General features: G+C 70.3%; 13 protein-coding genes and 1 riboswitch. Of the genes, 2 read left to right on the forward strand and 11 right to left on the reverse strand.

Annotation, left to right across the window (positions count from 1 at the left end):
* Positions 1–5: 5 nt before the first annotated feature.
* Positions 6–1,538 (reverse strand): family 20 glycosylhydrolase, encoded by a 1,533-nt coding sequence (locus C9992_RS17435; protein WP_200826376.1) that lies wholly within the window; start codon positions 1,536–1,538, stop codon positions 6–8.
* A gap of 184 nt (positions 1,539–1,722) precedes the next feature.
* Positions 1,723–1,807, forward strand: a riboswitch (ZMP/ZTP riboswitch).
* Positions 1,808–1,883: 76 nt separating this feature from the next.
* Between C9992_RS17435 and glyA the strand changes: the two genes are divergently transcribed.
* On the forward strand, positions 1,884–3,158 hold the full coding sequence (glyA, locus tag C9992_RS17440; RefSeq protein ID WP_106816920.1) for a serine hydroxymethyltransferase: 1,275 nt from the start codon (positions 1,884–1,886) through the stop codon (positions 3,156–3,158).
* A gap of 227 nt (positions 3,159–3,385) precedes the next feature.
* Entirely contained in the window at positions 3,386–4,267 is an 882-nt protein-coding gene (locus C9992_RS17445) for a bifunctional methylenetetrahydrofolate dehydrogenase/methenyltetrahydrofolate cyclohydrolase (RefSeq protein ID WP_106816921.1), read from the forward strand.
* A 219-nt stretch (positions 4,268–4,486) separates the two neighbouring features.
* Here C9992_RS17445 and C9992_RS17450 read toward each other — a convergent pair whose 3' ends face one another.
* From C9992_RS17450 to hpaE, 10 genes are all read right to left on the reverse strand, one after another.
* Positions 4,487–5,224 carry an amino acid ABC transporter ATP-binding protein gene (locus tag C9992_RS17450; RefSeq protein ID WP_106816922.1) on the reverse strand — a complete coding sequence of 246 codons (738 nt, stop codon included), beginning with the start codon at positions 5,222–5,224 and terminating at the stop codon, positions 4,487–4,489.
* Positions 5,221–6,126, reverse strand: a complete 906-nt coding sequence (locus C9992_RS17455) for an amino acid ABC transporter permease (RefSeq protein WP_235008314.1) — start codon at positions 6,124–6,126, stop codon at positions 5,221–5,223. Before C9992_RS17455 ends, C9992_RS17450 begins: the two co-directional genes overlap by 4 nt.
* 22 nt (positions 6,127–6,148) lie before the next feature.
* Complete coding sequence (locus C9992_RS17460; protein WP_106816923.1) at positions 6,149–7,000, reverse strand: ABC transporter substrate-binding protein; 852 nt, start codon at positions 6,998–7,000, stop codon at positions 6,149–6,151.
* A 653-nt stretch (positions 7,001–7,653) separates the two neighbouring features.
* A complete protein-coding gene (locus tag C9992_RS17465) occupies positions 7,654–8,766 on the reverse strand; it encodes an RNA polymerase sigma factor (RefSeq protein WP_106816924.1) in 1,113 nt (370 codons plus the stop codon).
* A complete protein-coding gene (locus C9992_RS17470; protein WP_106816925.1) occupies positions 8,766–9,146 on the reverse strand; it encodes a YciI family protein in 381 nt (126 codons plus the stop codon). The genes C9992_RS17465 and C9992_RS17470 overlap by 1 nt, the downstream gene beginning before the upstream one ends.
* 81 nt (positions 9,147–9,227) lie before the next feature.
* Positions 9,228–9,827 (reverse strand): hypothetical protein, encoded by a 600-nt coding sequence (locus C9992_RS17475; RefSeq protein ID WP_106816926.1) that lies wholly within the window; start codon positions 9,825–9,827, stop codon positions 9,228–9,230.
* 51 nt (positions 9,828–9,878) lie between these two features.
* Positions 9,879–10,679: an HpcH/HpaI aldolase family protein gene (locus tag C9992_RS17480; RefSeq protein WP_106816927.1), complete on the reverse strand. Its 801-nt coding sequence runs from the start codon at positions 10,677–10,679 to the stop codon at positions 9,879–9,881.
* Positions 10,664–11,488, reverse strand: a complete 825-nt coding sequence (locus C9992_RS17485) for a 2-keto-4-pentenoate hydratase (protein WP_106816928.1) — start codon at positions 11,486–11,488, stop codon at positions 10,664–10,666. The genes C9992_RS17480 and C9992_RS17485 overlap by 16 nt, the downstream gene beginning before the upstream one ends.
* A 111-nt stretch (positions 11,489–11,599) precedes the next feature.
* Positions 11,600–12,766 (reverse strand): 3,4-dihydroxyphenylacetate 2,3-dioxygenase, encoded by a 1,167-nt coding sequence (gene hpaD / locus C9992_RS17490; RefSeq protein ID WP_106816929.1) that lies wholly within the window; start codon positions 12,764–12,766, stop codon positions 11,600–11,602.
* 134 nt (positions 12,767–12,900) lie between these two features.
* Positions 12,901–14,496, reverse strand: a complete 1,596-nt coding sequence (gene hpaE, locus C9992_RS17495) for a 5-carboxymethyl-2-hydroxymuconate semialdehyde dehydrogenase (RefSeq protein WP_106816930.1) — start codon at positions 14,494–14,496, stop codon at positions 12,901–12,903.
* Positions 14,497–14,518 lie beyond the last annotated feature (22 nt).

A 14,518-nucleotide genomic window follows, 5' to 3' on the forward strand; every position in this document is an offset into this window, starting at 1 on the left:
CCTGCTCATTCGGTGACCCAGGGGATCTCGTCGGACGGGTGGAACGCGATGCCGAGGCGGGACCACAGCGGTCCGAGGGCGCCGACGCGTTCCCGGAACGACGACCACGTGCGCAGTTCGCTCCTCCCGGTGGCCGGCGACCACGCCGCCTCGGCCGCCGCGGCGATCCGGGGGAACGCCATGGCGTCGATGTCGGCTGCCGTGCGCACGGTCTCGGCCCACAGCGGTGCCTCCACTCCGAGGATGGCGGACTCCTCCAGGCCGGGGATCACGTCGGAAGGCTCCCACGAGTAGGCCCGCTCCACGCTGGTCGGACCGTTCGCCCAGGTCAGCCCGAGGGGCGGAGCCGCCGCCTCGTGCGAGGCCGGATACTGCATGTCGAGGTATACCGCGTCGGCGGGGGAGAGGATGAGCGGGGCGTCGTTGTCGACGAAGGTGCGGGCCTTCTCCGCGGCGCCCTCCTGCGGCGTGAGGAACCCCCAGTACTGACCGACCGTCGTGTCGGCGATGTCGGCGGCTGCACCCGCCTCATGCCACGCGACCGGCGTCTTCCCGAGATCGGCGATGAGGGCGCTGACACGCGTCACGAACACGGCGAAGTCCTCGTCGCTCGTGCTCAGCGACTCGTCGCCGCCGAAGTGCAGGTACGGCCCCGGGGTCATGGCAGCCAGCTCCCCGAACACGTCGGCCACGAAGTCGTACGTCGCCTCGTCATGGATCCTCAGCGACGAGAAGCCGACCGCCATGCCCTGATACGCCTCGCCGGCGCGCGGCTCCCCGCCGCCGAACTCGGCGATGACCTGGCGCATCTCGTCGTTGACGCGCGGTTCCTCGGTGATCGCGGGGTAGGCCAGCCCGACCGCGTGCGTGTGTCCGGGCATGTCGATCTCGGGCACGACGATCATGTGCCGTGACGCGGCGTACTCGACGATCTGCCGGTAGTCGTCCCTCGTGTAGAAGCCGCCCGGGTCGCCGCCGACGGCGGTGCCGCTCGCGCGCTCGGTGAGCTCCGGCCGCGAGCGCAGCTCGATGCGCCAGCCCTGGTCGTCGGTGAGGTGAAGGTGCAGCGCGTTCAGCTTGAGCGACGCCGCCCGGTCGATGTAGCCCTTCACCGTGTCGACGCCGTGGAAGTGCCGCGCGACGTCGAGCATGACGCCGCGATACGCGAAGCGCGGGGCATCCGCGATGTCTACGGCCGGCACCACCCACCGGTCGCCGTCGCGGCGGATCAGCTGGCCGAGCGTCTGCACGCCGTAGAAGAGGCCTGCCGTGTCGGCGCCCGTCACGACGACGGCCGTCTCGTCCACCTCGATCCGGTACGACTCCGCAGCCTCTGTCTCAGCCGCCGCAAGCCGCAGCCGGATGGCGGCGTCGCCCTCGCTCGATGTCAGCGTCATGCCGGTGCGCGGCGTGACCAGCGCGGCGAGGGCGGCGACGGCATCCTGATCACCTGCCACCGAGGTCTCCGCGGTGAGCCGGAACGGCGCGCCCGCGGCCTCGGTGATCGAGGCGGGAGCGGGGACGACGGGCAGCGACACGGTTTCTCCATTCTGTGCGACCGAGGCGCACGCTGTCACCGATGCCGCGACGAGGACGGTCGCCATGGCGGCCGATGCGGCCATGCGTCTGCGGCGACCGTCCGTCCGTCTGCGACGACGGTACATGTAAAGAGTCCTAACAAAAGGGATCGGGCTCAGCCTATCCGGTCGGCGTCCGTTATGCTCGGGATGTCGCGACTGGCGTTGAGGTGGACCACCACCGGGGAGCGACCGACTACGGCATTCGACCGCACGCCTGGGCCGAGCAGATGTTCCGAGTAAACCCGGATGTCGAGGGGCGCGCCATGCGCAGCGAGACACCGAAGCCGTGAGTCTGGAGATCGCATGACCGATCAGTTCTTCAACGCCCCCCTCGCCGAGGTGGATCCCGAGATCGCCCAGGTGCTCGACCGTGAGCTCGAACGCCAGCGCGGTTACCTCGAGATGATCGCCTCCGAGAACTTCGTGCCGGTCTCGGTGCTGCAGTCGCAGGGGTCGGTGCTCACCAACAAGTACGCCGAGGGCTACCCGGGCCGCCGGTACTACGGCGGGTGCGAGGAGGTCGACGTCGCCGAGGAACTGGCGATCCAGCGCGCGAAGGCGCTGTTCGGCGCCGAGTTCGCCAACGTGCAGCCGCATTCCGGCGCCACGGCCAACGCCGCGGTGCTGCACGCGATCGCCCGCCCCGGCGACACGCTGCTGGGCCTCTCGCTCGACCAGGGCGGCCACCTCACCCACGGCATGAAGATCAACTTCTCGGGCCGCCTGTACAACATCGTGGCGTACGGGGTCGACCCCGAGACCTCGACCATCGACATGGACGAGGTGCGCCGCCTCGCCCTCGAGCACCGCCCCAAGGTCATCATCGCCGGCTGGTCGGCCTACCCGCGTCAGCTCGATTTCGCGGCGTTCCGGGCGGTCGCCGACGAGGTGGGCGCGACGCTGTGGGTCGACATGGCCCACTTCGCCGGTCTCGTGGCGGCCGGCCTGCACCCGAGCCCCGTCCCGCACGCCCACGTCGTGTCGTCGACCGTGCACAAGACCATCGGGGGCCCCCGCTCCGGCTTCATCCTGACCAACGACGCCGAGATCGCGAAGAAGATCAACACGGCCGTCTTCCCCGGCCAGCAGGGCGGCCCGCTCATGCACGTGATCGCCGCCAAGGCGACCGCGTTCAAGCTCGCGGCCACGCCGGAGTTCAAGGAGCGCCAGGAGCGGGTGCTGCGCGGCGCGCACATCATCGCCGAGCGGCTGTCGCAGCAGGATGTCAAGGATGCCGGCATCACCGTCCGCTCGGGCGGCACGGACGTGCACCTCGTGCTCGTCGACCTGCGTAACGCGCAGATCGACGGCAAGCAGGCCGAGGACCTCCTCCACGAGATCCGCATCACGGTGAACCGCAACGCGGTGCCGAACGACCCTCGCCCGCCGATGGTCACGTCGGGCCTTCGCATCGGCACCCCGGCGCTGGCGACCCGCGGCTTCGGTGACGCCGAGTTCAGCGAGGTCGCCGACATCATCGCGCTCGCACTGCAGCCGGGCGCGGACGTCGAGGCGCTGCGCCTGCGCGTGGCGAGCCTCACCGCGGCGTTCCCGCTGTACCCGGGCCTTCACCACTGAGCGGGAACGGGCCTGTGGGATGCGGCCCCATCTGATACCACTATCGACATAGGGATTCCGGATGCCGCGGCTCGCGGCATCCGTCCGCCCCTCCGTCCTGATCCGCGAGACTTCAACCGAGGGCCGAGACATCGGATGCAACCCGCTGTCTCGGCGCTCAGGTGAAGTCTCGCGGGAGAGCGGCGGAAGGTGGCCGGAACGATGACACGCGAACGAAGGGGACGGACATGACCGCACAGAAGCTCGATGGTCGCGCGGCGGCCGCTCAGATCAAGGAAGAGCTGCGCGAGCGGGTCGCCGCGTTGCGCGAGAAGGGCGTGACGCCCGGGATCGCCACCGTGCTCGTGGGCGCGGACCCCGCCTCGCAGCTGTACGTCGGCATGAAGCACCGCGAATCCGAGTCGATCGGGATGAACTCCATCCAGCGGGAGCTTCCGGCGGACGCCACACAGGAAGAGGTCGAGGCGCTGATCGACGAGCTCAACGCCGACCCGGAATGCCACGGGTACATCGTCCAGCTGCCGCTTCCCAAGCACCTCGACACCGATGCGATTCTCGAGCGCATCGACCCCGCGAAGGACGCGGACGGCCTGCACCCCACGAACCTCGGGCGCCTCGTCCTCAACGTCAACGCGCCCATCACGACGCCGCTGCCTTGCACGCCCCGCGGTGTCATCGAGCTGCTGCTGCGCAACGACTACGACTTGAAGGGCAAGGATGTCGTGGTCGTCGGTCGCGGTGTGACCATCGGCCGCTCGATCGGCCTGCTGCTGACGCGGCGTGAGATCAACGCCACCGTGACATTGACGCACACCGGCACGACCGACCTGTCGCACCACCTCCGTCAGGCCGACGTCATCGTCGCGGCCGCCGGCGTCAAGCACATCGTGCGGGCCGAGGACGTCAAGCCCGGTGCCGCCGTGCTCGACGTCGGCGTCACGCGCGAAGAAGACCCCGAGACAGGCAAGTCGAAGGTGTACGGCGACGTCCACCCGGATGTGGCCGAGGTCGCGGGCTTCCTGTCGCCGAACCCGGGCGGCGTGGGACCGATGACCGTCGCCCTGCTCATGACGAACGTGGTCGAGGCCGCCGAGCGCGCCGCCGGCTGAGCTCGGACGCCCGGCGGGCGCATCGCGCCGCAGCTCGCGCGCACGCCGACGAGTGCACGGCTTCGTGGCGAGCGCACGAGCTGGCGACGTTGCCACGTCGTGCATTCGGCGCGAGGTCGTGCATTCGGCGTGAAGACGGATGCCGCGGGCCCGGCCCTCGCCGCGACCCGAGCCCCGCCGCGGCCGGGGCCCTCGCCGCGGCCCGCGCCTCGCCGCGGACTACGCGCTGAAGCGGGCGAGGAACGCGCGGGTGCGCTCCTCGCGCGGGGCGCCGAATACCTCGGAGGGCGGGCCCTGCTCGAGGACGCGGCCTTCGTCGAGGAACACGACACGATCGGCGACATCACGCGCGAATGCCATCTCGTGCGTCGCCATCACGATGGTCATGCCCTCATCGGCCAGCTCATGGACGAGGTCCAGCACCTCGCCGACGAGCTCCGGGTCCAACGCCGACGTCACCTCGTCCAGTAGCAGGAGCTCGGGGGACGTCGCGACCGCGCGGGCGATCGCCACCCGCTGCTGCTGCCCTCCCGACAGCCGGTCGGGGTGGGCCCCGGCCTTGTCGGCCAGACCCACGCGTTGCAGCAGCGCGCTGGCTGCGGCATCCGCCTCATCTCTCCTCATGCGATGCACGTGCCGCAGCGCGAGTGTGATGTTGCGCTGCACCGTCAGGTGGGGGAACAGGTTGTACTGCTGGAAGACGACTCCGATGCGCGCCCGCACCTCGTCGACGTCGACGCGTGGATCGCTGATGTCGGCGTCGCCCAGCCAGATGCGTCCGTCGTCGATCGGCTCGAGCAGGTTCACCGTGCGCAGGAGCGTGGATTTGCCCGATCCGCTGGCGCCGATGACGGCGACCACCTCGCCGGGCGCGACGGCCAGGTCGATGCCGCGCAGCACGTCGTGGTCGCCGAAGGACTTCCACACGCCGTCCAGACGCAGGACCTTTTCGCTCACACGATGCCTCCGATCTGCTCCCGGGCGCGCACGCGGGCGGTGTACCAATCGGTCAGCCGGATCGTCGGGATCGCGAGCAGCACGAACAGGATCGCCGCGACGACGTAAGGCGTGAAGTTGAAGTACGCCGCGGTCTCGATCTGCGCCGCGCGCACGGCATCCACTGCTCCCAGCAGCGAGATCAGGCCGACGTCCTTCTGCATCGCGACGAAGTCGTTCATGAGCGCCGGCGTCACCTTGCGCACCGCCTGCGGGACCACCACGAGCCGCATCGCCTGGCCGTGGCTGAGCCCCAGCGACCGCGCCGCGTGCCGCTGCGAGGGATGCACCGCCTCGATGCCGGCACGGAACACCTCGGACACGTAGGCAGAGTAGGTGAGGGTGATCGCGATGGTGCCCCAGAACTCGGTCGGCAGGCGCACCGGGATCAGCTGCAGCCCCGGGACGCCGAACCCGACGAGGTAGAGCACGATGATGAGCGGGATGCCGCGGAAGACATCGGTGTACGCAGCGGCGAGTGCTCGCAGCGGCAGCCACAACGGGCCGCGGAGGGTGCGCAGGGTCGCCAGCAGCAAGCCGAAGACCAGCACAAGCACGGCCGACATGGCCAGCACGCGGAGGTTGAGCAGGAATCCGTCCCACACGCGCGGGAGCGAGGCGAGCGCGATCTCGGGGTTGAAGAACTGCTGCTGAACACGCGCCCATCCAGGCGTGTTGATGATCAGCAGCCACGCGAGGACGGCCACGACGAGTGTCGATGCGACACTGATGGCCACGGATGCCGCGCCCTGCCGCTTGCGGAACGCGCGGCGTTCGAGCTCGACGGCGCTGACTTCGCGAGGCACGACGGGCACGCGACCGGGGGAGCTGTCGGCGGCGGCGCTGCCGGGTGCGCGGTTCATCCGGCCAGTATCCCGGCGGACGTCACTTCAGCAGCGGCGCCTGTCCCTCGCCGCCCAACCACTGCTCGGCGAGCTCGTCGAGCGTCCCGTTCTCGCGCAGGGCGTCCACGGCGGCGCTGACCTTCCCGGTCACCGGGGAGTCCTTCGCGAGAACGAATCCCAACTGGTCGCCGGTCGCGCCATCCGGGTTGGGCAGCTGACCGACGAGCACGCCGTCGGTCAGTTCGGCGCCGGAGATGTAGAACGCGGTCGGCAGGTCGACGACGATCGCGTCGACCTGCCCGTTCTCGAGGGCGAGCTTGGCGTCATCGTTGGTGTTGAAGGCCTGCGCGCCCTGAGTCGGCTGGATCACCGACTCGATGGCGGTGTAGCTGGTGGTGCCGGTCTGCGCGCCGATGACCAGATCCTTGAGATCGGCGATCGACGCGGCGTCTGCGGCGGGCGACGACGCCGTCGTGACGACGACCTGCGTGGTCTCGTAGTACGGCGAGCTGAAGTCCACGGACTGCTTGCGTTCGTCGGTGATCGAGAACTGCTGGAGGTTGACGTCGAAGTCCTTCGGACCCGGCGCGATCGCCTCGTCGAAGCCGGTGCGCACCCACACCACATCGTCGGCGTCGAAACCGAGCTGGTCCGCGACCGCGTACGCCACCGCCGCCTCGAATCCCTCGCCCGATTCCGGGTCGTCGTCGATGACCCACGGGTAATATGCGGGCTCGCCCGTGGCCACGGTGAACTTGCCGGGGGTGACCCAGCCCTCGTCGGAACCCGAGTCGTCGCCGGACGGCGCGGCGCCTGCGGCGCAGCCGGCCAGCGTGAGCCCGGTGAGGGCCACGCCGGCGGCGAGACCGAGCAGGCGACTGCGACGGGACATGATGCCTCCAAGTGTCGGGTGTTCCGGCGCCGCGTGCTGTCGCGCGTCCGGTGCCTCCATCATGGCGACGGTGCGAAGGGTGCCGTGCGAACGGGTCGGATTGTTACGCCTCGCTCCGGGCGGGATGCTGTGGCTGAGGTTGCCGCGGCTCGGGCTGCCCGGGCTGGGGTGCCGCGCCGCGAGCGGCGAGCCGACACGTTTCTATCGAGTCGACATGTCGTGCGCGCAGGGATCACGTGGTCTCGGCCGGAACATGTGTACTGGATGCCGCGGCGGCGCAGGGCGCCGGGACCGAGGCGCCGGAGGCCGCGGGGCGTGGGCCGCCGCGCTCCTGTGGACGAGTCGACATGTTCCGGACGAGTCGACATGTTGTGCGCGCACGGATCATGTGGTCTCGGCCGCAACGTGTGTACTGGATGCCGTGCCACGCAGCGCGCCGCGCCACGCAACGCGCCGCCCCACGCAACGCCGCCCCACGCAACGCCGCCACGCGCCGTCCGCCCCCGGGCATGCGCCACCGCGCCGCCCCACGCAACGCCCGGCACCCGCCACGCGGCGTCCGCCCCCGGGCATGCGCCACCGCGCCGCCCCACGCAACGCCCGGCACCCGCCACGCCGCCGCCCGGGATGCCGCAGCCCGCGGCATCCTCCGGTCACAACACCGCGAGGCGGGCCTCGGCGGCGGCCAGCGCCGCGCGGGCGCCGTCGGTCGGTGCGATCGCGACCAGGCCGCGGTACAGCTTGACCAGCGACGGGACGTCGAGCACGCCGGTGCGGGCGCGGTCGCAGTGCACGGACTGGATCGCCGCCTCGAGCTGGAATCGCCCGAGCGGCTGCCCGAGCGCTGCGGCGCGCCGAAGCAGGGCGGCGCCTTCGGCGATGAGCGCCCGGTCCCAGGTGGCGGGGTCCTGCTCGTCCAGCGGTGGCCAGGGACGCGACGTGCGCCCGGGGACCCGAGCCTGCGCGTAGGTCAGCAGTGCGGCGAGCCCCCACGCCTCCGGCTCGTCGTCGAGCAGGGTCGCGGTGAGCACCGCCAGCCAGCGTGCCTCGTCCGCGAGCGATTCGCGCGGCTCGTCGCCCTGGTCCAGCCAGTCGATCGCATAGGCGCCGTAGATCGCCTCGAGCACCGAGGGCAGTCGGGCCGGCATGGCAGCGCGGTCCGGCACCCGGAACGGGATGCCCGCGTCGCGGATGCGGCGCTTGGCGCGCACCAGACGCTGCGCCATCGTCGCCGGCTGCACGCCGAAGGCGTGCGCGATCTGTGCCGCGTCGAATCCGAGCACGGTCTGCAGCATGAGGGGAGTGCGGATCGCCGGGTCGATCGCGGGATGGGCGCACGCGAACAGCAGCTCTAGCCGCTGATCGGGGATCGATTCGCGCGCCTCGAGCGCCGTCAGCGCGTCGACGGCGGTCTCGTCGGCTCTGACGGCGGCGATTCCCTCGTCCAAGGGCACGGCGTTGCGATGCGCCGCCGAACCGAGCGCGTCCCGGGCGCGATTTCGGGCCACGGTCACCAGCCACCCTTCGGGATTGGCGGGGATGCCGTCCTCCGGCCACGTGCGCAGGGCACGCTCGAAGGCGTCGGCGAGCGCGTCCTCGGCGACGCCGACGTCACGGGTGGACGCGGCGACGATCGAGAGGATGCGGCCGTACGACGCCCGCGCCGCTCGTTCGGCGGCGGCGCGGGCGCCGGATCCGTTCCCGTGCCCGGACCTCTCTGGCAACGCGTCGGCGCCGCCCTGAGGTGTCCGGGGCGTGTCGGGCATCAGCGCTGGAAGGTCGTCCACGCGCCGTCGGCGAAGTGGGTCGCGCTGGGGCGGATCTCCACCGCTCCCCAGCCGACGGACGGAGCCTTCGCCGCCCACTGGATCGCGGCATCCAGATCGGCGACGTCGATGACGAACGTCCCGCCGAGCTGCTCCTTGGTGTCGGCGAACGGGCCGTCCTGCACCCGTGGCATCCCGTTCTCGACCGTCACGGTGGTGGTGACAGCCGATTGCTGCAGGACCTCCGCCGAGATGAGCACGCCTGCGGCATCGAGGGCCTTGGCGTACTCGTCGAACTCCCGCATGCCCTCCGCGAGGGCTTCGGGGCCGAGCTCTTCGGCGGTCATCTCGGGGTAGTGGAGGAGGAGTGCGTATCGCATGGCGTCGTCCTTTCTCAGTGGGTGTCGACACCGCTATGACGATCTCGACCGGCGCGGATCGACACGTCGGCCGATCCGCGATCAGCCCAGCTCGTCGAGCATGCGGCGCTGCTCGTCGGTGAGACCGTCGTCGCGCCGTCCGCGGGCCGGCGCACCCGACGGGTCGGCTCCGGGATACGTCGCAATCGGATCGGCGGATGCGGATGCCTCGGGGCGCGGCGCACCGCGACCGTCGGCGGCCGTCCGTCCACGTGTGGCCCGGTCGTACAGTGCGCCCGCTCGCGCCTCCACCCTGTCGTCGATGGCGCCGTAGACCGCCCAGCCGACGAGGAGGATCACCGGCGGCACCACCCAGCCCCAGAAGGCGCCGAAGATGCCGCCCCCGACGGACACTCCCGACAGCAGCACCGTCGCGAGCCAGACGATGAAGGCGACGGCGAAGGCCAGCAGGAACTCGACGAGCTTCTCGCCGGCCTTGGTGCGCCGGCTGGCCGACCTGGCCGCCATCGAGCGGAACCACTTCTCGACCAGCGGCTTGATCCAGATGACGATCGCGGTCATGACGATGCCGGCCCACAGTGCGGCCCAGCCCACGCGGGCGGGGGTGAGCCAGCCGACGACGAGGAGCACGAGCACGTTGAACAGCAGGAGAGACGCGAATCGCACGACCCACTTCTTCATGCGTTCACTGTGCCACGTTCCGCCAGGGGAGGGGGAACGGATGCCGCTGCCTCAGTACGAACCGCGCGGCTCGCGACCGGAGCGCGTGAATCGTTCCGCGAGCGCCTCGGAGCCGCGTGCCAGCATCGCCGTGTCGGCGCCGACGAGCACGAACGACGCACCGGCATCGATGTAGGAATCGGCCGCGGTCGGGTCGAACGCGTTGACGCCGACCGGCTTGCCGGCGGCACGGACCGCCTCGAAGGTGCGCAGCACCGCGGCCACCACGTCGGGATGCGTCTGCTGCCCGAGCAGACCCATCGAGGCGGCCAGGTCGGAGGGGCCGACGAAGACGCCGTCCACACCGTCGACCGCGGCGATCTCTGATGCCGCCTCCACTCCCGCGGCGGTCTCGACCTGCACGAAGAGCGATACGTGCGCATCGGCATCGAGCAGATAGTCGTCGACGCGGTTCCAGCGCGCGGATCGGGCAAGTGCCGAGCCGACGCCTCGCGTGCCGCGCGGCGGATAACGGACAGCCGCCACGGCGGCCTCGGCATCCGTCCTCGACGACACCATGGGCACCAGCAGGTTCTGGGCCCCCAGATCGAGCACCTGCTTGATCGTCACTACGTCGCCGATCGGCACCCGCACGACCGGGGTCACCGGATATGCCGCCACCGCCTGCAGCTGCGCGAGCACCGACTCCAGACCGTTGGGGGAGTGCTCCATGTCGATGAGCACCCAGTCCAGGCCCGAACCGGCGCAGATCTCCGCCACCAGCGGCGAGCCCGAGCACACCCACATGCCTGCCAGGGGGCGGTCCTCAGCGGCCAGCGCCTGCCGGAACGTCGGGCTCAGACGAAGCGGCATTCGATCACCCCCATCGGTCCGTAGTCGCACTTGACGCTATCGCCTCGCGACACCCACATGGGGCGGGTGAACGAGCCGGCGAGGATGATCTCGCCCGCCTCCAGGCGCGCGCCGTGCTGGTGGAACTTGTTCGCGAGCCACGCCACACCGGTCGCGGGGTGACCGAGGACGCCCGCCGCGACACCCGTCTCCTCGATCTCGCCGTTGCGGCTGAGCACTCCGGGAATCCACCGCAGGTCGATCTCGTCGGGGCGCCGGTGCACGTCGCCGAGCACCATGGCGCCGTACGCCGCGTTGTCGGCGATCGTGTCGACGATCGTCCGACCCTCCAGCTCGATGTGCGAGTTGAGCACCTCCAGAGCCGCCACGGCGTAGTCGATGGCGCTGAGGGCGTCGTCGAGCGTGCAGTCCGGGCCCTCGAGCGGCGTCTTCAGCACGAACGCGAGCTCCACCTCGATGCGCACGTTCGAGAACCTCTCGACCGGGATCTCAGCCCCGGACCGATAGACGGTGTCGTCGAACATGACGCCGTAGTCCGGTTCGGTGATCCCGGTCGCCTGCTGCATGGCCTTGGAGGTGAGCCCGATCTTGCGCCCGACGAGCGTGCGCCCCGCCGCGATGTTCCTGTCGCGCCACACGCCCTGGATCGCGTACGAGTCCTCCACCGTCGCCTCGGGGTGCCGCGCCGTGATGCGCGGGATCACGCCGTGCGTGCGGTCGGCCTCTGCCAGTTCCGCGGCGAGCGCGGCTATGTCGTCCGGGTGCAGCCGCTGGCCCGACGGGCCGTCCTGCGGTCGTATCGAGGTCATCCGTTCTCCTTCGTCGGTGCTCGGCGTGAAAGCGACGGGCTGGATCGACCGGAGGAGGCCGATCCGGGTGGCGAGAAGCTGATCCGGCCCGCCGCTTTCACCTCATGAGCGTCACAGCTGGTGGCCGAGCTTGTACTCGCCCTGCTTCCAGCTCGGCAGCGCCTCGGACTTGTCGTCGGGGCGGGTGTAGGAGAAGCCGTCGGCGCCGATCGTCACCGCCATCTCGGACTCGTCCGTGCGCGCCACCACGGGCTGCGGGTTGCCGTCGAGGTCGAGCACCAGCGAGGCCTCGGTGTACCACGACGGCACGACGGGGTTCCCCCACCAGTCGCGGCGCTGATTGTCGTGCACGTCCCACGTGACGACGGGGTTGTCGGGGTCGCCGGTGTAGTAGTCCTGCGTGTAGATCTCGACGCGGTGCCCGTCGGGGTCGCGCAGGTACAGGTAGAAGGCGTTCGACACGCCGTGCCGGCCGGGGCCGCGCTCGATCGCATCCGAGCGGCGCAGCGCCCCGAGCTTGTCGCAGATCGCCAGGATGTTGTGCTTCTCGTGCGTGGCGAACGCGACATGGTGCATGCGGGGCCCGTCACCGCCGGTCATCGCGGTGTCGTGCACGGTGGGCTTGCGGCGCATCCACGCCGCGTACACCGTACCCTCCTCGTCCTGGATGTCCTCGGTGACGCGGAATCCCAGCGACTGCATGAAGTTGACGGCACGCGGCACGTCGGGGGTGACCTGGTTGAAGTGGTCGAGGCGCACGAGCTCGCCCGGGGTGTGCAGGTCGTAGCGCCACGACAGCCGTTCGACGTGCTCGGTGGCGTAGAAGAACTCGTACGGGAAGCCGAGCGGGTCGATGACGCGCACCGAGTCGCCGATGCCCTTCGTGAACCCGGTCGGCTCGCGTCTCACCTCGCAGCCGAGCTCGCGATAGAACGCTTCTGCCCGGTCCAGGTCCTCCGGCGTGCGCACGCGGTACGAGAACGCCGCCACCGCGGCGGTCGGCCCCTGGCGCAGCACGAGATTGTGGTGGATGAACTCCTCCGTCGAGCGGAGGTAGATCGCCTCGTCGTCTTCCTCGGTCACGTACAGCCCGAGCACGTCGACGTAGAACTCGCGCGACGCGGCCAGGTCGGTGACGACGAGTTCCATGTACGCGCAGCGCAGGATGTCGGGGGCCGGGGCTGTGGGCGTCGGGATCGGGTCGTCGGTGTGGATCGGTGCCTCCTGGCTCACGTAGAAGCCGGAGGAGGTGAGGGTCATGTCTTTGCGGGCGGTCATCTGTCGCGTCCTTGCGTGGTTCTCTGGTCGGCCGGTCCTCTGCGGTTTGTGCGAAGGACACGCCGTCATGTGCGTGGCGATTGCGGCGTGTTCTCCGCACAAACCGAATCGGGATGGGTGGGGGATGCCTCGGCTCAGGCCTGCAGCTTCTCGGCGGCGTCGGTCTGCTCGGCGGCGGGGGTGCGTGCGCCCGCCGAAGGATCTGCCTTGCCGAACGTGGGGTTGTGCGCGGGGCCGAGCGTGATGTGCACGGCCTGCTGGTCGGTGTAGAAGTCGATCGAGCGGTAGCCGCCCTCGTGGCCGAGGCCGGAGGCCTTGACCCCGCCGAACGGAGTGCGCAGGTCGCGCACGTTGTTGGAGTTCAGCCACACCATCCCCGCCTCGATCGCCTGCGAGAAGTTGTGGGCCCGCTTGAGGTCGTTGGTCCACACGTACGCGGCGAGGCCGTACTTCACGCCATTGGCGAGCTCGAGGGCCTCCTCGTCGGTGTCGAACGGCGTGATGGCGACCACCGGCCCGAAGATCTCCTCCTGGAAGATGCGGGCGTCGGGCGCGACATCCGCGAAGACCGTCGGCCGCACGAAGTTGCCGGTCTCGAACCCCTCGGGGCGTCCGCCGCCGGCGACGAGCCGGGCCTCGCTCTTTCCGATCTCGATGTACGAGACGACCTTGTCGTAGTGCTCGGGATGCACCAAGGCGCCGACCTCGGTCTTCGGGTCGTGCGGGTACCCGACGACCACGCGCTCGGCCTGGGCGGCGTACCGCTCGACGAACTCGTCGTACACCGAGCGCTCCACCAGGATCCGCGATCCCGCGGTGCAGCGCTCGCCGTTCAGGGAGAAGACGCCGAAGATCGTCGCGTCGATCGCGGCCTCGAGGTCGGCGTCGGCGAAGACGACGGCGGGGCTCTTGCCGCCGAGCTCCATCGACAGCCCCTTCAAGAACGGCGCGGCGTTGCCGAAGATGATCTGGCCGGTGCGGCTCTCGCCGGTGAACGAGATCAGGGGGACGTCGGGATGCTTCACCAGCGCGTCGCCGGCATCCTCTCCGAGTCCGTTCACGAGGTTGAACACGCCTTGCGGCAGGCCCGCCTCTTCGAAGATCCCGGCCCACAGCGAGGCCGACAGCGGCGTGAACTCGGCCGGTTTGAGCACGACGGTGTTGCCGGTCGCCAGGGCGGGGCCGAGCTTCCACGACTCCAGCATGAACGGCGTGTTCCACGGCGTGATGAGGCCGGCCACGCCGATCGGCTTGCGGTTGACGTAGTTCATCTGGCGCCCGGGCACCTTGAAGGCGTCATCGGTCTGCGCCACGATCAGGTCCGCGAAGAACCGGAAGTTCTCGGCTGCACGCCGTGCCTGACCGAGCGCCTGCGTGATCGGCAGGCCGGAGTCGAACGACTCGAGCTCGGCGAGCCGGGCGTCCCGCGATTCGACGATGTCGGCGATGCGGTGGAGCACGCGGGAGCGTTCGCGCGGCAGCATCCGCGGCCACGGTCCCTCGGTGAAGGCGCGGCGCGCGGCGGCGACGGCGCGGTCGATATCGGCCTTCTTGCCCGCCGCGGCCCGCACGTAGGTCTCGTTCGTGACGGGGTCGAGCACGTCGAACGTGTCGCCGTCGACCGAGTCGACGAACGCGCCGTCGATGTAGTGCTGAATGCGCTCGGGCAGCCCGTCCGGCACGTGTCGCGTGGAGAGTGCCGCAGCGGTATCGGTGGCGGTGTCGGTCATGGTGTCTCCTTCGTCGGAGGGG

This window comes from Microbacterium timonense, from assembly GCF_900292075.1.
Classification (GTDB): domain Bacteria; phylum Actinomycetota; class Actinomycetes; order Actinomycetales; family Microbacteriaceae; genus Microbacterium; species Microbacterium timonense.

What these genes read in the sequence shown, in the direction of transcription:
- C9992_RS17470 (WP_106816925.1), bottom strand. Translation starts at nt 9,146, where the DNA reads ATGCGATACGCACTCCTCCTCCACTACCCCGAGATGACCGCCGAAGAG.
- C9992_RS17480 (WP_106816927.1), bottom strand. Translation starts at nt 10,679, where the DNA reads ATGCCGCTTCGTCTGAGCCCGACGTTCCGGCAGGCGCTGGCCGCTGAG.
- glyA (WP_106816920.1), top strand. Translation starts at nt 1,884, where the DNA reads ATGACCGATCAGTTCTTCAACGCCCCCCTCGCCGAGGTGGATCCCGAG.
- C9992_RS17455 (WP_235008314.1), bottom strand. Translation starts at nt 6,126, where the DNA reads ATGAACCGCGCACCCGGCAGCGCCGCCGCCGACAGCTCCCCCGGTCGC.
- C9992_RS17460 (WP_106816923.1), bottom strand. Translation starts at nt 7,000, where the DNA reads ATGTCCCGTCGCAGTCGCCTGCTCGGTCTCGCCGCCGGCGTGGCCCTC.
- hpaD (WP_106816929.1), bottom strand. Translation starts at nt 12,766, where the DNA reads ATGACCGCCCGCAAAGACATGACCCTCACCTCCTCCGGCTTCTACGTG.
- C9992_RS17485 (WP_106816928.1), bottom strand. Translation starts at nt 11,488, where the DNA reads ATGACCTCGATACGACCGCAGGACGGCCCGTCGGGCCAGCGGCTGCAC.
- hpaE (WP_106816930.1), bottom strand. Translation starts at nt 14,496, where the DNA reads ATGACCGACACCGCCACCGATACCGCTGCGGCACTCTCCACGCGACAC.
- C9992_RS17465 (WP_106816924.1), bottom strand. Translation starts at nt 8,766, where the DNA reads ATGCCCGACACGCCCCGGACACCTCAGGGCGGCGCCGACGCGTTGCCA.
- C9992_RS17475 (WP_106816926.1), bottom strand. Translation starts at nt 9,827, where the DNA reads ATGAAGAAGTGGGTCGTGCGATTCGCGTCTCTCCTGCTGTTCAACGTG.
- C9992_RS17445 (WP_106816921.1), top strand. Translation starts at nt 3,386, where the DNA reads ATGACCGCACAGAAGCTCGATGGTCGCGCGGCGGCCGCTCAGATCAAG.